This is a genomic window from Klebsiella sp. BIGb0149 (genome assembly GCF_004362605.1).
Lineage (GTDB): Bacteria > Pseudomonadota > Gammaproteobacteria > Enterobacterales > Enterobacteriaceae > Klebsiella > Klebsiella terrigena.
In genome coordinates this window covers 764032-781909 of record NZ_SNYG01000001.1, presented here as the reverse complement: position 1 = coordinate 781909, position 17878 = coordinate 764032, and the positions used below count along the sequence as shown (strand labels likewise).

Genomic DNA, 17878 nt, shown 5'->3' with positions numbered 1-17878 from the left:
AAACAGTGGTCACTAAATATGCAACCACGGTTAACGAATACCGCGAATCTGAGGTCACGTCAATGCGCAAAATTCACGCCATTGTCATATTTGTGAGCTACATGAAAGTTCATTTGTACAAAAACTGTGAACCAGCACAAGTAACAAGCTGACGAAACAAATAAAAAAACCGCCGTGGTTTTTCAGACCACGGCGGCTATTTAGCTTCATTAATTATACTTATGGCAGGCGATTCAGCTCATTGGCAATAGCGGTCGCTTCCTGAGTCCAGGCCTGGGCCATCGTTTTTACCATCGCGTCGTAGCCGTCCTGCTGCTGCTTAAGCTCAATATTAAACGGACGCTTAATCAGCTGCCCCTGGTGCTTCAGCAGCCACTCTCCGCTGACGATAACTCGCCCGTCATAACGGCCATGGAAGCCGTTAACGGAAACGTTAAGCGTATCCTGCTCGTTGCCCAGCGGCTGCGATGCCACTACCCAGCCGGGCAGCTGATTGCTTAAATTCGCAACCAGGGTGGTGCGCAGCTGCTGATCGAGCGGGCTGGCCCACAGATTATTACTCGCAATAACGTACTGCACGTCGGTGGTCTGGTAGACCACCCCGTTGCCCGCCAGATAGTCCGGGATAGTGACCTGTTCAACCCACAGCAGGTTCTTCCCCTGATGGGCGGCGCTTTGCGCACCGCTTTGGACGACCGGCAGCTGATAGTAGGTTTTATCCTCCCCGCTGCTGCTGCAGGCCGCCAGCGCGCATACCGCTGCCGCTACTAACCACTTTTTCATTATTTCGCTCCCTTCGGCTGCGGATCTTTTTTACCCTTGGCCTCAAATACCAGCGCGTTGCTCTTATCATTGAGCGTTTTCAGTACCGGCTGCAGTTCACGAAGAACCTGATCCAGTCGCTGCATATCCGCAACCATCTTATTGTACGCCGCTGACCCCGGCTGGAAGCCCTGCATACTACGGTTCAGCTCGCGCAGCGTATTCTGCATATCGCCCGGCAGCTGCTGCATCGACTGGCTTGAGGTGATCTTATTCAGGCTATCCAGCGTTGCCTGAACGTGCTGCATCGTTTTTTCGCTCTGCGCCAGCGTACTGGTCGCCTGCTCCAGCAGCGGGTTAATCGGTAGATTGTTAATCTTATCCAGCGCATCCATCAGGCGCTGCTGAATTTGCGCAAGACCGCCGCTGACCGTCGGAATGATCGGATACGAGCCAAACTCATGCATACTGCCGCGCGGAGGCGCTTTCGGATAGAAGTCGAGATCGATAAACAGCGCGCCGGTAATCAGGTTGCCCGTTTTCAGCGATCCGCGCAGGCCGCGATTGATCAGATCGTCCATATGGGTGCGAATATTCGGATCGTCACCAAGCTGGTTGATCAGCCGTTCCGGCTCAATGCGCACCTCTACCGGAATGCGATAATCGTCATTCAGCCGCTGATGCAGCCCAGGAATAAAGAACGGTACCTTGCCGACCGTGCCCAGACGTATCCCGCGGAACTCCACCGGCGCGCCGGGCTGAAGCCCGCGGATCGAATCTTTGAAGAACATCACGTAGTCGATGTGCTGGGTAAAGACCGAATCCTGAATACTTTTCTGGTCATCAAAAAGATGGTAGCCGGTCTTGTTCGCGACCGGTTCGCCAAGATCCAGCCCTTCCGGAATATCAAAACTCACCCCGCCGCCAAACAGCGTCGACAGCGAGCCCATTTCCACCCGCATCCCGGCCGAGGTCAGATCCACGGCAATACCGCTATCTTTCCAGAAACGAACGTTGGTAGTCACCAGGCGATCGTTTGGCGCGTTGATGAACAGCTGATAGGTAATATTACGCTTTTGCGGATCGAAGGTGCTGGTCTCGACCGACCCCACCCGATAGCCGCGAAAGAGCACCGGATCGCCGGGAGAGAGCTGGCCGGCTTTATTGCTTTCCAGCAGAATGCGGATACCCTTCGCATCCGGCGAGGCCAGCGGCGGAGAGTCCAGCAGCGGGTACTGCGCAGCATCCGCCCCTTTCGTTCCAGGCTGAAGCTCAATATAGGCTCCGGACAACAGCGTCCCAAGGCCGCTGATCCCTTCACGCCCCACCTGCGGCTTTACTACCCAAAACACCGAGTCCTGATGCAAAAGCTTCTGCATACCGGAGTTCAGGCGAGCCTTAATCTCTACGTGCGTCAGATCGTCCGTAAGGGTGGCGGTTTCTACCACACCGACGTCAACGCTGCGGCTTTTAATCCGGGTTTTACCACCCTCAATGCCCTCGGCGTTGGTGGTGATCAGCGTCACCTCCGGCCCCTGATGGCTATAGTGATAAAAAAGAATCCACGCGCCGATTAGCACAGTGACGATGGGGAAGATCCATACTGGTGACCAGTTCTTCACCTTTTGCACTTTTGCTTCTCCGCTATTATTTTCCATGCTGCTGTATTTCCTCATGGCTTGAATCTGGTTCACGGTCCCACAACAAACGAGGGTCGAACGTCATCGCTGAAAACATTGTCATCACAACAACCAGCGCGAACATCACCGCCCCTATCGCAGGATAGATATTCATCAACCCTCCCATGCGCACCAGCGCCGAGAGTACAGCGATGACAAAGACATCAATCATTGACCAGCGGCCAACAAACTCCACTACTTCATAAATCAGATGCATGCGCTCTGAATCACGCGAACCATTGCCGTTGGCGTTCCAGCACAGCCAGCCAATCGCGAGCATTTTCAACGTCGGCACCATAATACTGGCGATGAATATCACCAGCGCCACCGGATACGATCCTTCGCTCCACAGCAGGATCACCCCGGCCATGATCGTCGACGGCATTTTATCGCCCAGCAGGTCGGTTATCATAATGGGCATGATATTGGCGGGGAGATAGAGCAGGCACGAGGTGATCAGCAGGGCCAGCGTCCACTGCAGGCTATGCTTGCGCCGCGCCGTCCCTTTCGTCTGACAGCGCGGGCATACCGCGGCGTCAGCGGGTAAAACGGCCGTACAGCAGGAGCAGGAGCGCAGGCCCTGGCGAATCCCCGTCACGCCAACCTTCAGCGGCTGTTTAACCGCAGGCATTGGCGCGATGTCGTCCCACAGCCAGCGCCGGTCCACGCACTGTAGCGCGCGCAGCTGCAGCAGGCAGAACATACACCAGGGAAAAAAGCTTAGGCCAACGCCAATATCGCCGTAGGCCATGAGCTTCACGAAGCTCACCAGCACCCCGGCGAGAAAGATTTCCGCCATTCCCCAGGTTTTGAGGTGGAACAGAATTCGCGCCAGAAACGCCTTTAGCGCTGCGGGCATCCGCACGCGGTTGACCAACAGCAGAATGGTTATCAGGCAAAAGGCCGGCACCAGCTGCACAAAAAGGAGAAAGAAGGTGCCGAGGCTGGCGTAATTCTCGCTAAACAGCACGTTGGGGATCTCCAGCAGCTCAATTTCACTGTTGAGTCCCCCAACGTTCATGTAGACGAAGGGAAACAGGTTTGCCAGCAGCAGCATAAACAACGCGACCAGCGCATAGGCTGTGGGACGCTGCCGAGGCGCGTCCCATGAAGTCGTTAACGTTGTTCCGCAGCGCGGACATACGGCTTTCTGGCGATGCTCCAGCTGGGGCAAAGCCACCAGCAGATCACATTGTGGACACAGGATATGCCGCGCAGCATGATGATGATCGCACATGAAAACTCCTCAGCTTATGCGCCGTTTTTTAATCCTTCGAGATATTCCCAGCGCTCAAAGGCCTTTTCCAGGGCCTGTTCAGCTTCAGACAGCTGCGCCAGCACCTGCTGCGTATGGTCATGCGACTGACCAAAGAAGGAGGCGTCGGCAACCTGATCCTGCAAGCTCTGCAGCTCGGCCTCCAGCTCTTCCAGACGCTGCGGCAGCTGCTCCAGCTCACGCTGCAGGTTATAGCTTAGTTTGCTCGCTGCGCGTTTGACACTTTCCGTTTTCGGCGGCGTTGCTTCAACGTTTTTTTTAGCCACGAACTGTTTTTGCGCCAAAGACTGAGACTGCTGTCCGCGCGCGTCGTGGTAGCCGCCAACGTACTGACCGATGCGCCCTTCACCTTCGAAGATCCAGCATTCAGTGACGGTGTTATCGACGAACTGACGATCGTGGCTGACCAGCATCACGCTGCCCTGATAGCCGTCGATAAGCTCTTCCAGCAGCTCCAGAGTTTCGACATCCAGGTCGTTGGTCGGTTCATCGAGAATCAACAGGTTGCTGGGCTTCAGGAACAGACGCGCCAGCAGCAGGCGGTTACGCTCCCCGCCGGAGAGCGCGCGAACCGGCGTCATCGCCCGCTTCGGATGGAACAGGAAGTCCTGCAGATAGCCCAGCACGTGGCGCGGCTTACCGTTAACCAAGACTTCCTGCTTGCCTTCAGCGAGGTTATCCATCACCGTGCGGTCCGGATCCAGCTCGGCGCGGTGCTGATCGAAGTAGGCCACTTCCAGCTTGGTGCCGACGTGAACCCGTCCGCTGTCCGCCTGCAGCTGACCGAGCATCAGCTTCAGCAGGGTCGTTTTACCGCAGCCGTTAGGGCCAATCAGGGCAATTTTGTCGCCGCGCTGGATCTGCGCCGTGAAGTCTTTGACCAGCACCTTGCCGCCAACCTGGTAGTCAACGTTCTCCATCTCGAAGACGATTTTGCCCGAGCGTGACGCCTCTTCTACCTGCATCTTCGCGCTGCCCATCACTTCGCGGCGCTCGCCGCGCTCGCGACGCATCGCCTTCAGGGCGCGCACGCGGCCTTCGTTACGGGTACGACGCGCTTTGATCCCCTGACGGATCCAGACCTCTTCCTGCGCCAGCTTGCGATCGAACTCCGCGTTCTGCAGCTCTTCAACGCGCAGCGCTTCTTCTTTTTCCAGCAGATACTGATCGTAGTTGCCCGGATAGGTCACCAGCTTGCCGCGATCGAGATCGACGATCCGCGTGGCCATATTGCGAATAAATGAACGGTCGTGCGAAATGAAAATAATGGTGCCTTTGAAGGTCTTCAGGAAGCCTTCCAGCCAGTCGATAGTTTCGATATCGAGGTGGTTAGTCGGTTCATCCAGCAGCAGCACGCGCGGGCCGCTAACCAGCGCGCGGCCGAGGGCCGCTTTACGCAGCCAGCCGCCGGACAGCGAAGCCAGCTCGGCGTTGGCATCGAGGCCCAGCTGCTCCAGCACTTCGTTAATGCGGCTCTCCAGCTGCCACAGACCGAGGTTATCCAGCAGATCCTGCAGACGCGCCAGCTCGTTTAAATTTTTGTTGCTCGGGTCGGTCATCACCAGACGCGAAACGTCGTGATAGCCTTTAAGATACGCCGCCTGCTCTTCGATGCCTTCGGCAACGAAGTCGTACACGGTACCCGCAATATTGCGCGGCGGATCCTGCTGCAGACGCGCAACGACCAGATCCTGTTCATAAATAATGCGCCCGTCATCCAGACCCTGCTCGCGGTTGAGGATCTTCATCAGGGTGGATTTGCCCGCGCCGTTACGCCCAACCAGGCACACGCGCTCGTTATCTTCGATATGCAACTCGGCGTTATCCAGCAGCGGAGAGTCGCTGAAGGAGAGCCAGGCACCATGCATACTAATCAATGACATTCTTTATTCCTTTCAGGCTGCGGTAATCAGCCAGCAGTTGTGAATCTGACGGTTACGGGCAAAATCCTGAGATTGCGTTTTTTGCGTAATTTCCTGCGCTTTCAGGCCAAGCTGTGCCAGCCCGTCATGATCGATACGGAAACCGCGTTTATTGTTCGAGAACATAATCGTGCCGCCTTTGCGCAGCAGACGTTTAAGATCGGTCAGCAGGCGCAGGTGATCGCTCTGTACGTCGAAGGTTTCTTCCATACGCTTTGAGTTAGAAAACGTCGGCGGATCGATAAAGATCAGGTCGAACTGTTCATCGCTCTCGCGCAGCCAGCCCAGCACGTCGGCCTGCATCAGGCGGTGCGAACGGCCGGTTAAGCCGTTGAGGCGCAGATTTCGCTCGGCCCACTCGAGGTAGGTGCGCGACATATCGACGGTGGTCGTCGAGCGCGCGCCGCCGAGACCGGCATGAACGCTGGCGCTGCCGGTATAGGCAAAGAGGTTGAGGAAATCTTTGCCTTTGCTCATCTCGCCAAGCATGCGCCGCGCGATGCGGTGGTCGAGGAACAGGCCGGTATCGAGGTAATCGGTCAGGTTGACCCACAGCCGGGCGTTATACTCCTGCACCTCGATAAAATCGCCTTTTTCGGCCATTTTCTGGTACTGGTTTTTGCCTTTCTGCCGTTCGCGGGTTTTCAACACCAGCTTATTCGGCGCGATACCTAAGACCGAAATCGTCGCGGCGATAATATCAAACAGGCGCTGGCGGGCTTTATGCGCATCGACCGTTTTCGGCGGCGCGTACTCCTGCACCACCACCCACTCGCCGTAGCGGTCGATAGCGACGTTATATTCCGGGAGATCGGCATCATACAGGCGGTAGCATTCGATACCTTCCTGGCGCGCCCATTTCTCAAATTTCTTCAGGTTTTTACGCAGACGGTTGGCGAAATCTTCGGCAAGCGAAACCGCTTTACCGCCTTCGTTTTCGGCAATGTGATAGTTTTTCTGCACGCAGTCCAGCGGGCCGTTTTTAGCCTTAAACTGCTTGTCGGCCCGCAGCTGCAGGCAGCTCAGCAGATCCGGAGAAGCGCTGAACAGCGATAGGTTCCAGCCGCCAAACTGGCTTTTCATCGTCCGGCCAAGCAGGCTGTGCAGGGCAATCAGCGCCGGCTCGCTCTCCAGACGCTCGCCGTACGGCGGGTTACCGATCACCGTTCCGTACGGGCCTTTCGGCAGCGGGTTGCTCAGCTGAGCAACGTCTTTAGCGGCAAACGTAATCAGCTCGCCGACGCCCGCGCGACGGGCGTTGCTGCGCGCGCGTTCAATCACCCGCGCGTCGACATCGGAACCGTAGAAACGGGATTCATACGCCGCGATGCCTGCGCGAGCGCGGGTCTGGGCTTCGGTTTTAACCTCTTGCCATACCGCATCATCGTGCTGGAGCCAGCCGTTGAAGCCCCAGTGGCCGCGATGCAGGCCTGGAGCGCGATCGGTCGCCAGCATTGCGGCTTCGATCAGCAGCGTACCGGAACCGCACAGCGGATCGAGCAGCGGCGTACCCGGCACCCAGCCGGAACGCATGACGATCGCCGAGGCGAGCGTCTCTTTGATTGGCGCCATCCCGGTACCGTCGCGGTAGCCGCGCAGATGCAGGCCTTCGCCGCTCAGATCTAACGAGATGTGCGCCGTCTCTTTGTTCAGCCAGACGTTGATCCGCAGATCGGGATTTTCGCGATCGACGTTCGGCCGCGGCAGATTTTTGCGCGTAAAGCTGTCGACGATGGCATCTTTTACCTTCAGCGCGCCGTACTGGCTGTTGCGAATCTCATCGTTCAGCCCGCTAAAATGGACGGCGAAGGTGGCGTCAGGGGTGAAAATCTCCGTCCATGGAATGGCCTGTACGCCGAGGTACAGGTCCAAATCGCTATACACGCTACACTGGCCTAACGGCAGCATGATGCGTGAGGCCAGCCGGCTCCACATCAGGCTTTGATACAGCAGGCGCGTATCTCCCTGAAAATGGACCCCGCCCTGGACTACCTGGCAGTCCGCTGCGCCAAGTGATTCCAGTTCAGTTTTTAACAGCTCTTCAAGCCCACGAGCCGTACTGGCAAACAGAGAATTCATATCGTCACTTTTACTAAAAGAAAATTGGTGCGCATTATAGCCAATATGCGCCCTATGTCATAAAGTTAAAGGCTTATTTTTAAGCCCAGAGACTCCGCATGAAAACGCTATCGCGACTTTTTATTCATCCCGTCAAATCCATGCGTGGAATTGGCCTGACGCATGCGTTTGCCGATATCAGCGGCCTGGCCTTCGATCGCCTGTTTATGGTGACGGAAACGGATGGCACCTTTATTACCGCCCGCCAGTTTCCACAGATGGTGAAATTCACCCCCTCCCCGCTGCAGGATGGCGTTCACCTGACCGCACCTGACGGCAGCAGCGCGATCGTTCGCTTCGCAGATTTTGCGCCTCAGGGCGAGCCTACCGAGGTGTGGGGAAACCATTTCACCGCCCTGGTTGCGCCATCAACGGTTAACCAATGGCTTAGCGGCTTCTTTAATCGCCAGGTTCAGCTTCGCTGGCTGGGCCCGCAGCTGACCCGCCGCGTTAAGCGCCATGACGCCGTCCCGCTCACCTTTGCCGACGGTTACCCCTATTTACTCACCAACGAAGCCTCGCTGCGCGACCTGCAGCAGCGCTGTCCGGCCAGCGTCCGTATGGAGCAGTTTCGCCCTAACCTGGTGGTCACCGGCGCCGAACCGTGGGAGGAAGATACCTGGAAGGTGATCCGCATTGGCGAAGTGACTTTCGATGTCGCTAAGCCCTGCAGCCGCTGTATTTTTACCACCGTCAGCCCGGAGCGCGGGCAAAAGCACCCGTCCGGCGAGCCGCTGGCCACGCTGCAACGCTTCCGCACCGCCGTGGATAATGGCGATGTCGATTTCGGTCAAAACCTGATTGCCCGCAGCAGCGGCGTTATTCGCGTGGGCGATGAAGTCGAGGTGCTGAAGCGTGGCCCGGCGAAGGCCTACGGGGCGGGCGAAAGCGATGATAGTGAACCTTCTGCAGCTCAGCAGAATGCGACGGTTGATATTGAGTGGCAGGGACAGAGTTTTACCGGGAATAACCAGCAGGTTCTGCTGGAACAGCTCGAGCAGCAGGGGATCCGCGTGCCCTACTCCTGCCGGGCGGGCATCTGCGGCAGCTGCCGCATTCGGCTTGAGGAAGGTGAGGTTAGCCCGCTGAAGAAAAACGCCGTGGCGGCGGATGGCACTATTCTGTGCTGCAGCTGCGTACCGAAGACCGACCTGCGCCTGGCGCCCTGAGGTCTTCAGAGGTTCTTCCGCTGGCAGCCAGGCTCGCCGCCTTAAACCGCCTCGCCAAGGCTGTAGCTGGAGATACGCGGGGCGGGCTGCAGCCTGTCGTTCATAATTTTAATCACGTCGCCAAGCTGCATCACCCGTCCGGCCAGGGTTAACCCCGGCTGGGCCAGCAGGCACAGCGCGGCATTTTCGCCAGGCTCCACCACCAGCAGATTCACCTGCTGCCCGGTATCGCTGAGCCAGGCGCTGGCGGTATCGCCGCCGCCGGGCTGCCAGCTCTCTTCATGGCTGGTGAAATGCCAGCTTTTCGGCATTTGGGGCTTAAGAAAACGAATGGCAACCAGCGCGTTAAGCACTAATTCAGCGCGCTGCTCTTTAGATAATTCTATATCCCGGCATTTTTCTTCGAAGGAAAAATAAAGAGCGGCGTCGTCAACGCAAAATCCGGATGGCGCGAATGCATCGGGCGTGAGCATCCGGCGCGCAAAGCGCGAGCGGAACAACATGCCATTGGCCAAATCGAGCATCATGCGATCGTGCTCTTCATCGTAATACCAACGCCAGTTATCGTCAGGTTTAATCCGCATTTTTCCCCCGTCCTCTTTCACTTCCATCTGTAATGCACGGCATACGGCAACAGAATTATTTCCAAAATTAAGAAAAGACTAAAATGTCTAAATAAGCAACAATGAGGGAATATAAAACAACCAGGGCCGGAAATAAAGCCCTGGGGGTGTTTCAGTGGGGGAAAAGATTAGATATTGGTAACAATTTCTTTAATCAGCGGCGGACCTTTAAAAATAAAGCCAGAATAAATCTGGACCAGCGTCGCGCCGGCGGCGATTTTTTCCCGGGCTGCTATCGCAGAGTCAATCCCGCCGACTCCGATAATTGGCAAGCGGCCGTTTAATTCTGTCGCCAGCATGCGGATAATCTCAGTGCTTTTTAATTGCAGAGGACGACCGCTGAGGCCACCGGTTTCATCGCAATATTGCATTCCCTGTACCAGCGATCGATCGAGGGTGGTATTGGTGGCAATCACGCCGTCAATATTATGGCGAACCAGGCTATCGGCCACCTGGATCAATTCCTCAAGGGAAAGATCCGGGGCGATCTTCACGGCCACCGGGACATATTTTTGATGCTTTTGCTGCAGCTCAAGCTGCTTATTTTTAATACCGGAAAGTAAATCATCGAGCGCGTCGCCATATTGCAACGTGCGCAGGCCCGGGGTATTCGGTGAGGAGATATTAATGGCGATATAGCCGGCGTAGGGATAGACTTTTTCCATACAAATCAGGTAATCATCTTTGCCCTGCTCAACCGGGGTGTCTTTATTTTTACCGATATTAATCCCCAGAATGCCGTCAAAATGCGCCTTTTTAACGTTCTCGACGAGGTTATCAACGCCGAGATTATTAAAGCCCATGCGGTTGATCAAACCTTCTGCCGCCACCAGGCGGAAGATCCTCGGCTTATCGTTACCCGGCTGCGCGCGCGGCGTCACGGTACCAATTTCGATTGAACCAAAACCCATTGCCCCGAGCGCATCGATACACTCGCCGTTTTTATCCAGCCCGGCGGCAAGGCCCAGCGGATTCTTAAACGTGAGACCCATGCAGGTCACCGGTTTAGACGGCACCTTCTGGCGGATCAGCATTTCAAGCGGCGTTCCCGATACACGGCGTAATTGTTGGAAGGTTACTTCATGAGCGCGCTCAGGATCGAGCTGAAAAAGAGCTTTACGAACGAAGGGGTAGTACATGAACTCTCCTGGATTCCCGGTGTGCAAACCGGGGGCGTATTATGTTCGATCCTCAGCGGAAAGGGAATTGACCTACGACAAAAAATCGTCCATCCAACGCAAACGTTTACTTTTCCGCCCTGCTTTATGCAAATTCTGACAAAACAAGGGTGGAAAAATCATTTAGGTAAATAAATCGCCTCTGTCACACTGCCGGTAAATGTTATCAATAATAGATAAATGCAAACATTTGGTTATAAGGAGAGAGAGAACATGCGCGTTATCACACTTGCGGGCAGCCCGCGCTACCCTTCCCGTTCCAGCGCCCTTCTGGAATATGCCAGAGAGACGCTCTCCGCCGCTGATGTTGAAGTCTGCCACTGGCACCTGCAGAATTTTGCCCCGGAAGATCTTCTTTATGCGCGTTTCGATAATCCGGCGCTGCATACTCTGAACGAACAGCTGGCCGGCGCGGATGGCCTGATTATCGCCACCCCGGTCTACAAGGCCTCTTTCTCCGGCGCGCTGAAGACGCTGCTCGACCTGCTGCCGGAACGCGCGCTGGAAGGCAAAATCGTCCTGCCCCTCGCGACCGGCGGCACTATCGCCCATATGCTGGCGGTGGATTATGCCCTGAAGCCGGTTCTCAACGCCCTGAAGGCCCAGGAGATCCTCCACGGCGTGTTTGCCGACGATAGCCAGGTGACTGACTACCAGCACAAGCCGCAGTTTACGCCAAACCTGCAGGGTCGCCTCGACCACGCGCTGGAAACCTTCTGGCAGGCGCTTCATCGCCCAACCAGCCGCGCGCCGGCCCTGAAAGCAACCCACGGGGTCGAACATGCGTAATCTCCTGGCTCCCCTGGCGCTCGGCGGGCTGCTGATGCTCTCCGCCCTGAGCCACGCGGCGCAGTCCGCACCGGACGCGCTGCGTATCGGCTATCAAAAAGGCAGCGTCAGCATGGTGCTGGCAAAAAGCCACCAGCTGCTGGAGCAGCGCTACCCGGGCACCAAAATCTCCTGGGTGGAGTTTCCCGCCGGCCCGCAGATGCTCGAAGCGTTAAACGTCGGCAGCATTGATATTGGCAGCACCGGCGATATTCCGCCTATCTTTGCCCAGGCCGCCGGGGCCGATCTGGTGTACGTCGGCGCCGAACCGCCTAAACCCAAAGCCGAAGTGATTCTGGTGGCGGAAAACAGCCCGATTAAAAACGTCGCGCAGCTAAAGGGCCATAAGGTCGCCTTTCAGCGCGGCTCCAGCTCCCACAACCTGCTGCTCCGCGCGCTACAGCAGGCGGGTCTGACGTTCAACGATATTCAGGCGGTCTATCTTGCTCCCGCCGACGCGCGTGCGGCTTTCCAGCAGGGTAACGTCGACGCCTGGGCCATCTGGGACCCTTACTACTCCGCGGCTCTCCAGCAGGGAGGCGCCCGGGTTCTGAAAGATGGCACCGACCTGAAGCAAACCGGCTCTTTCTATCTCGCTTCGCGCCCTTATGCGCAAAAAAACGGCGCCTTTATTGAAGGCGTTCTGCAAACCTTTAGCCAGGCCGATGCGCTAACGCTCAGCCAGCGTGCGCAAAGCATTACCCTGTTAGCCAAAATCATGGGTCTTCCTGAGGCGGTGATAGCCAGCTATCTCGACCATCGCCCGCCGACCACCATTACGCCGGTTAGCGCCGAAACCGCCGCTCGCCAGCAGCAAACCGCCGACCTGTTCTATGAGAACAAGCTGGTGCCGAAAAAAGTCGATATCCGCGCGCGCATCTGGCAGCCCGCAGCCCTTCAGGGAGCGAAATCATGAGTCTGAATATGTTCTGGTTTTTACCTACTCACGGTGACGGCCGCTATCTTGGTACCGAGCAAGGCGCGCGTCCGGTTGATTACGGCTATCTGCAGCAGATTGCGCAGACCGCCGATCGCCTCGGATATACCGGCGTCCTGATCCCCACCGGACGCTCATGTGAAGACGCCTGGCTGGTGGCCGCCTCGATGATCCCGGTGACTCAGCGCCTGAAGTTTCTCGTCGCCCTGCGTCCGAGCGTGGTGTCGCCAACGGTCGCCGCGCGCCAGGCGGCGACGCTGGATCGGCTCTCCAACGGCCGGGCGCTGTTTAACCTGGTGACCGGAAGCGATCCGCAGGAGCTCGCCGGCGACGGCGTATTTCTCGATCACGCCGAGCGCTACGAAGCCTCGGCGGAATTTACCCATATCTGGCGCCGGCTGATGGAGGGCGAAACCGTGACCTTCAACGGCAAGCACCAGCGCGTGCGCGGTGCGAAGCTGATGTTCCCGCCGCTGCAGCAGCCGCGTCCTCCACTCTACTTCGGCGGATCCTCTGAAGTGGCGCAAGATCTTGCCGCCGAGCAGGTCGATCTCTATCTGACCTGGGGAGAGCCCCCGGCGCAGGTGGCGGAAAAAATCGCCCAGGTGCGCGAAAAGGCCGCGCGCCACGGTCGTAAGGTTCGCTTCGGCATCCGCCTGCATGTGATTGTGCGTGAAACTAACGCAGAGGCCTGGCAGGCGGCAGAGAGCTTAATTTCCCATCTGGATGATGACACCATCGCCCGGGCGCAGGCCGCCTTTGCGCAAACCGATTCCGTCGGCCAGCACCGCATGGCCGCGCTGCACAACGGCCAGCGCGACAGGCTCGAAATCAGCCCTAACCTGTGGGCCGGCGTCGGGCTGGCGCGCGGCGGCGCCGGAACCGCGCTGGTCGGCGATGCCGCCACGGTCGCCGAGCGTATCAATGAATATGCCGATCTCGGCATCGATAGCTTCGTGCTTTCCGGCTATCCGCACCTTGAGGAAGCCCTGCGCGTCGGCGAACTGCTGTTCCCGCTGCTGGACGTCAATATTCCGTCAATCCCGCAGCCGCAGAGCCTGCGTCCGCAGGGTGAAACGGTAGCGAATGAATTTATCCCGCGTAAAGCGGCGCAGAGCTGAGGAGCGACATATGGCTATCGCTGGGCAAAAACTGCTGATCCGCCTTGCCCCCTGGTTTTTACCGGTCGGCACCGTCATCGTCTGGCAGCTCGCCTCTTCGGTGGGCTGGCTCTCCACCCGGATCCTGCCTTCGCCGGAAGGGGTGCTGAAAGCCTTCTGGACGCTCTCCGCCAGCGGCGAGCTTTGGCAACATCTGGCCATCAGCTCGTGGCGCGCGCTGCTTGGCTTCGCTATCGGCGGCTCCATTGGCCTGGCGCTGGGGATGATCAGCGGCCTCTCCCGCTGGGGAGAGCGTCTGCTGGATACCTCGATTCAGATGCTGCGCAACGTGCCGCACCTGGCCCTGATCCCGCTGGTTATTTTATGGTTCGGCATCGACGAGAGCGCCAAAATTTTTCTCGTCGCGCTGGGCACCATGTTCCCGATTTATATCAACACCTGGCACGGTATCCGCAACATTGACCGCGGGCTGGTCGAGATGGCGCGCAGCTACGGCCTATCCGGCTTTGCGCTATTTCGTCACGTGATTCTTCCCGGAGCCCTGCCGTCAATCATGGTCGGTATTCGCTTCGCGCTCGGCCTGATGTGGCTAACGCTGATCGTCGCCGAGACCATCTCGGCAAACGCCGGCATCGGCTACCTGGCGATGAACGCACGCGAGTTTCTGCAAACCGACGTGGTGGTCGTGGCCATCATTCTCTACGCCATTCTGGGCAAACTGGCCGACTTCAGCGCGCAGCTGCTGGAACGCGTCTGGCTGCGCTGGAATCCGGCCTATCATCTTCAGGAGGCTAACGCATGACGACCGCCCGTCTGAACCCAGGGATCCCGCTGTTGCTTAACGGCGTGACCAAACGCTACGGCGAAAACACCATTCTTAACGCGCTGGATTTACATATTCCCACCGGGCAGTTCGTCGCGGTGGTCGGGCGCAGCGGCGGCGGTAAAAGTACCCTGCTGCGCCTGCTGGCCGGGCTGGAGAAACCCAACGCCGGCGAGCTGCTGGCGGGATCCACGCCGCTGGCGCAAATCCAGGACGATACGCGCATGATGTTTCAGGATTCGCGCCTGCTGCCGTGGAAAACGGTGATCGATAACGTCGGCCTGGGGCTTAAAGGCTCGTGGCGGGAGGCGGCCCTGCAGGCGTTGGCCAGCGTCGGCCTCGAAAATCGCGCCAACGAGTGGCCGGCGGCGCTTTCCGGCGGACAAAAGCAGCGCGTGGCGCTGGCCCGGGCGCTGATTCATCGTCCCGGCCTGCTGCTGCTCGACGAGCCGCTCGGCGCGCTGGACGCCCTCACCCGCCTCGAGATGCAGGATTTAATCGTCTCGCTCTGGCAGGAACATGGCTTCACCGTCCTGCTGGTGACTCACGACGTCAGCGAAGCGGTGGCGATGGCCGATCGGGTGCTGTTGATTGAAGAGGGCAAGATTGGGCTGGACGTCACGGTGGATATTCCGCGCCCGCGGCATACCGGTTCGGCGCGGCTGGCGGAGCTGGAGGCAGAGGTTCTCAACCGGGTAATGAAGCGCGGCAGGCACGAAGCCTCCCCGCGCCTTTTTAGTCACGGCTAAACGGCTCCCGGAGCGCGGCACCGACGCCGCACTTCGGGAGCGGACGCTATTACGCCAGCGCCTTACTGATTTTCTCGAACAGATCGCCGGAGAGATTCTCCAGACCTTTCAGCTGCTCCAGGGCCGCGCGCATCAGCGCCTGGCGTTTGGCATCATAACGCTTCAGACGAATCAACGGCTCAATCAGACGCGACGCCACCTGCGGGTTGCGGCTGTTGAGCTCGGTCAGCATCTCCACCAGGAACTGATATCCGCTGCCATCTTCGGCGTGGAAGGCCGCCGGGTTGCTGCCGGCAAAGGCGCCAATCAGCGAGCGAACGCGGTTCGGGTTGTTCATGCTGAACGAACGGTGGTTCAGCAGCGCGCGCACCGTCTCCACGGCGTTATCCGCCGGGCTGGTGGCCTGCAGGATCAGCCATTTGTCCATCACCAGGCCGTCCTGATGCCATTTATCGTCATACTCCTGCATCAGCGCATCGCGGCACGGCAGCTGCGCCGCCACCGCTGCCGACAGAGCCGCCAGCGCGTCGGTCATGTTGTCGGCCTGATGATACTGGGCGACAACCAGCTTATCCGCCAGCTCAGCGTCGCCAAACGCCAGGTAGCGCAGGCAGGTATTGCGCAGCGAGCGCTTGCCAATATCGGCATGCTCTACGCGATAGCCGTCGAGCTTATTAACGTTGTAGATAGCGAGGAACTCGTCCGCCAGCTCTTTCGCCAGCGTGCGGGTGAGCGCTTCGCGCACCGCCACGATGGCCAGCGGATCGATAATCGCAAACAGCTCGGCGATTTCACTGGCGGACGGCAGCGTCAGGATCTCTGCCGCCAGCGCCGGATCGATCTTCTCATCCAGCAGGATCGCGCGGAACGCATCGGCGACGTGAACCGGCAGCGACAGGGGCTGGCCCTGCTGATGGCGGTTGACGTTAAGCTTGATGTAGGTCGCCAGCAGGCTCTGCGCGGCATCCCAGCGGGAGAAGTCGTTGCGCGCGTGGCGCATCAGGAACGTCAGCTGCTGATCGCTCCACTTATATTCCAGCTTCACCGGCGCGGAGAACTCGCACAGCAGCGCCGGGACCGGCTGGAAGTAGACGTTATCAAAGACAAACGTCTGTTCGGCCTGGGTGACGTTCAGGACGTGATGCACCGGGTGCCCGCCCTTCTGCAGCGGAATCACCTTGCCTTCGTTATCGTAGAGCTCGATATCGAACGGAATATGCAGCGGCTGCTTTTCCGCCTGCTCGGCGGTCGGCGGCGTGCGCTGGCTGATGGTCAGCCGGTACTGCTCGGTTTCCGGGTTATAGTCGTCATGCACGCTCACTACCGGCGTACCGGACTGGCTGTACCAGCGGCGGAAGTGCGACAGGTCAACGTTCGACGCGTCTTCCATCGCCTGAACGAAATCGTCGCAGGTGGCGGCGCTGCCGTCGTGGCGCTCGAAGTACAGCTGCATGCCTTTCTGGAAGTTGTCCTCACCCAGCAGGGTATGCAGCATGCGGATCACTTCCGCACCCTTTTCATATACCGTCAGGGTGTAGAAGTTGTTCATCTCGATAACCTTATCCGGACGAATCGGATGGGCCATCGGGCTGGCGTCTTCGGCAAACTGCAGCCCGCGCATGGTGCGAACGTTGTTAATACGGTTCACCGCACGCGAGCCCAGATCGGAGCTGAACTCCTGATCGCGGAACACGGTCAGCCCCTCTTTGAGGCTCAGCTGGAACCAGTCGCGGCAGGTCACGCGGTTGCCGGTCCAGTTGTGGAAATATTCGTGGCCAATCACGCGCTCGATATCGAGGTAGTCTTTATCGGTGGCGGTGTCGGTGCGGGCCAGCACGTATTTGGAGTTAAAGACGTTCAGCCCTTTGTTCTCCATCGCGCCCATATTAAAGAAGTCAACGGCGACAATCATGTAGATGTCGAGATCGTACTCGAGGCCGAAACGGGTTTCGTCCCATTTCATCGAGTTTTTCAGCGACGTCATCGCCCACGGCGCGCGGTCAAGGTTGCCGCGATCGACGAACAGCTCCAGCGCCACTTCGCGTCCGGAACGGGTGGTGAAGGTATCGCGTAGAACGTCGAAATCACCGGCCACCAGCGCGAACAGATAGCAGGGTTTCGGGAACGGATCCTGCCACTGGGTCCAGTGGCGGCCGTTTTCCAGCTCGCCCTGCGCCACGCGGTTGCCGTTAGACAGCAGGTACGGGTATTTCGCCTTATCGGCGATAATTTTGGTGGTGAAGCGCGCCAGGACGTCCGGACGGTCCAGATACCAGGTGATATGGCGGAAGCCCTCTGCTTCACACTGCGTGCACAGCGCTTCGCCTGACTGATACAGCCCTTCGAGCGCGGTATTGGCCGCCGGGCTGATTTCATTGACGATAGTCAGGGTGAAATGTTCCGGCAATCCGCCAATAACCAGCTGGTTATTTTCTTCTTTATAGTCGCTCCACGGCTGACCGTTAACCTGCAAAGAGACCAACGTCAGGTCTTCGCCATCCAGACGCAATGGCACATCAGACGCAGCCGCGTGACGGGAGACTTTACTCTCAGCCGTAACAACGGTTTTCGCGGCATCCAGGTCAAAGGTCAAATCGATATCGCTAATCAGATAGTCCGGCGCACGATAGTCGTGGCGGTATTTGGCTTGGGGCTGTTGTGTCATAAAAAACCTTTAGCATGTTCCATAAAGT

14 protein-coding genes are annotated in these 17878 nt (G+C 58.1%); 6 read left to right on the top strand and 8 right to left on the bottom strand.

Annotated elements, in window-relative coordinates:
- Positions 1-219: 219 nt before the first annotated feature.
- Genes pqiC through rlmKL form a run of 5 tightly spaced genes read right to left on the bottom strand, consistent with a single transcriptional unit; the run spans position 220 to position 7718 of the window.
- Complete coding sequence (gene pqiC / locus EDF75_RS03650; RefSeq protein ID WP_133597114.1) at positions 220-783, bottom strand: membrane integrity-associated transporter subunit PqiC; 564 nt, start codon at positions 781-783, stop codon at positions 220-222.
- Entirely contained in the window at positions 783-2420 is a 1638-nt protein-coding gene (gene pqiB / locus EDF75_RS03645) for an intermembrane transport protein PqiB (RefSeq protein WP_133597112.1), read from the bottom strand. The genes pqiC and pqiB overlap by 1 nt, the downstream gene beginning before the upstream one ends.
- Positions 2410-3678, bottom strand: a complete 1269-nt coding sequence (gene pqiA / locus EDF75_RS03640) for a membrane integrity-associated transporter subunit PqiA (protein ID WP_133597110.1) — start codon at positions 3676-3678, stop codon at positions 2410-2412. Before pqiA ends, pqiB begins: the two co-directional genes overlap by 11 nt.
- A gap of 14 nt (positions 3679-3692) precedes the next feature.
- Entirely contained in the window at positions 3693-5600 is a 1908-nt protein-coding gene (locus tag EDF75_RS03635; RefSeq protein WP_133597108.1) for an ABC transporter ATP-binding protein, read from the bottom strand.
- Between the two features lie 12 nt (positions 5601-5612).
- On the bottom strand, positions 5613-7718 hold the full coding sequence (gene rlmKL, locus EDF75_RS03630) for a bifunctional 23S rRNA (guanine(2069)-N(7))-methyltransferase RlmK/23S rRNA (guanine(2445)-N(2))-methyltransferase RlmL (protein WP_133597106.1): 2106 nt from the start codon (positions 7716-7718) through the stop codon (positions 5613-5615).
- Positions 7719-7816: 98 nt separating this feature from the next.
- Here rlmKL and EDF75_RS03625 point away from each other — a divergent pair, with 98 nt between their 5' ends.
- Positions 7817-8926 carry a YcbX family protein gene (locus EDF75_RS03625; protein ID WP_133597104.1) on the top strand — a complete coding sequence of 370 codons (1110 nt, stop codon included), beginning with the start codon at positions 7817-7819 and terminating at the stop codon, positions 8924-8926.
- Positions 8927-8967: 41 nt separating this feature from the next.
- Here EDF75_RS03625 and zapC read toward each other — a convergent pair whose 3' ends face one another.
- Together zapC and pyrD are read right to left on the bottom strand one after the other, a co-directional pair.
- The gene (gene zapC / locus EDF75_RS03620) at positions 8968-9510 is read right to left on the bottom strand and encodes a cell division protein ZapC (RefSeq protein ID WP_123708368.1); all 543 of its coding nucleotides are present in this window, start codon (positions 9508-9510) and stop codon (positions 8968-8970) included.
- 167 nt (positions 9511-9677) lie between these two features.
- Positions 9678-10688 carry a quinone-dependent dihydroorotate dehydrogenase gene (gene pyrD, locus EDF75_RS03615; protein WP_041144820.1) on the bottom strand — a complete coding sequence of 337 codons (1011 nt, stop codon included), beginning with the start codon at positions 10686-10688 and terminating at the stop codon, positions 9678-9680.
- Between the two features lie 252 nt (positions 10689-10940).
- Between pyrD and ssuE the strand changes: the two genes are divergently transcribed.
- From ssuE to ssuB, 5 genes are read left to right on the top strand one after another with little or no spacing between them, the layout of a single operon-like run.
- A complete protein-coding gene (gene ssuE, locus EDF75_RS03610) occupies positions 10941-11516 on the top strand; it encodes an NADPH-dependent FMN reductase (RefSeq protein WP_095095749.1) in 576 nt (191 codons plus the stop codon).
- Positions 11509-12471, top strand: a complete 963-nt coding sequence (locus EDF75_RS03605; protein WP_133597102.1) for a sulfonate ABC transporter substrate-binding protein — start codon at positions 11509-11511, stop codon at positions 12469-12471. The genes ssuE and EDF75_RS03605 overlap by 8 nt, the downstream gene beginning before the upstream one ends.
- The gene (ssuD, locus tag EDF75_RS03600) at positions 12468-13613 is read left to right on the top strand and encodes an FMNH2-dependent alkanesulfonate monooxygenase (protein ID WP_133597100.1); all 1146 of its coding nucleotides are present in this window, start codon (positions 12468-12470) and stop codon (positions 13611-13613) included. Before EDF75_RS03605 ends, ssuD begins: the two co-directional genes overlap by 4 nt.
- 10 nt (positions 13614-13623) lie before the next feature.
- Positions 13624-14415, top strand: a complete 792-nt coding sequence (ssuC, locus tag EDF75_RS03595) for an aliphatic sulfonate ABC transporter permease SsuC (RefSeq protein WP_041144816.1) — start codon at positions 13624-13626, stop codon at positions 14413-14415.
- Positions 14412-15185 carry an aliphatic sulfonates ABC transporter ATP-binding protein gene (gene ssuB / locus EDF75_RS03590; RefSeq protein ID WP_041144815.1) on the top strand — a complete coding sequence of 258 codons (774 nt, stop codon included), beginning with the start codon at positions 14412-14414 and terminating at the stop codon, positions 15183-15185. Before ssuC ends, ssuB begins: the two co-directional genes overlap by 4 nt.
- Positions 15186-15234: 49 nt before the next feature.
- Here ssuB and pepN read toward each other — a convergent pair whose 3' ends face one another.
- Positions 15235-17850: an aminopeptidase N gene (pepN, locus tag EDF75_RS03585; RefSeq protein ID WP_133597098.1), complete on the bottom strand. Its 2616-nt coding sequence runs from the start codon at positions 17848-17850 to the stop codon at positions 15235-15237.
- Positions 17851-17878 lie beyond the last annotated feature (28 nt).

Coding starts and splice junctions, on each gene's coding strand:
- pqiC (WP_133597114.1), bottom strand. CDS start 783: ATGAAAAAGTGGTTAGTAGCGGCAGCGGTATGCGCGCTGGCGGCCTGC.
- pqiB (WP_133597112.1), bottom strand. CDS start 2,420: ATGGAAAATAATAGCGGAGAAGCAAAAGTGCAAAAGGTGAAGAACTGG.
- pqiA (WP_133597110.1), bottom strand. CDS start 3,678: ATGTGCGATCATCATCATGCTGCGCGGCATATCCTGTGTCCACAATGT.
- EDF75_RS03635 (WP_133597108.1), bottom strand. CDS start 5,600: ATGTCATTGATTAGTATGCATGGTGCCTGGCTCTCCTTCAGCGACTCT.
- rlmKL (WP_133597106.1), bottom strand. CDS start 7,718: ATGAATTCTCTGTTTGCCAGTACGGCTCGTGGGCTTGAAGAGCTGTTA.
- EDF75_RS03625 (WP_133597104.1), top strand. CDS start 7,817: ATGAAAACGCTATCGCGACTTTTTATTCATCCCGTCAAATCCATGCGT.
- zapC (WP_123708368.1), bottom strand. CDS start 9,510: ATGCGGATTAAACCTGACGATAACTGGCGTTGGTATTACGATGAAGAG.
- pyrD (WP_041144820.1), bottom strand. CDS start 10,688: ATGTACTACCCCTTCGTTCGTAAAGCTCTTTTTCAGCTCGATCCTGAG.
- ssuE (WP_095095749.1), top strand. CDS start 10,941: ATGCGCGTTATCACACTTGCGGGCAGCCCGCGCTACCCTTCCCGTTCC.
- EDF75_RS03605 (WP_133597102.1), top strand. CDS start 11,509: ATGCGTAATCTCCTGGCTCCCCTGGCGCTCGGCGGGCTGCTGATGCTC.
- ssuD (WP_133597100.1), top strand. CDS start 12,468: ATGAGTCTGAATATGTTCTGGTTTTTACCTACTCACGGTGACGGCCGC.
- ssuC (WP_041144816.1), top strand. CDS start 13,624: ATGGCTATCGCTGGGCAAAAACTGCTGATCCGCCTTGCCCCCTGGTTT.
- ssuB (WP_041144815.1), top strand. CDS start 14,412: ATGACGACCGCCCGTCTGAACCCAGGGATCCCGCTGTTGCTTAACGGC.
- pepN (WP_133597098.1), bottom strand. CDS start 17,850: ATGACACAACAGCCCCAAGCCAAATACCGCCACGACTATCGTGCGCCG.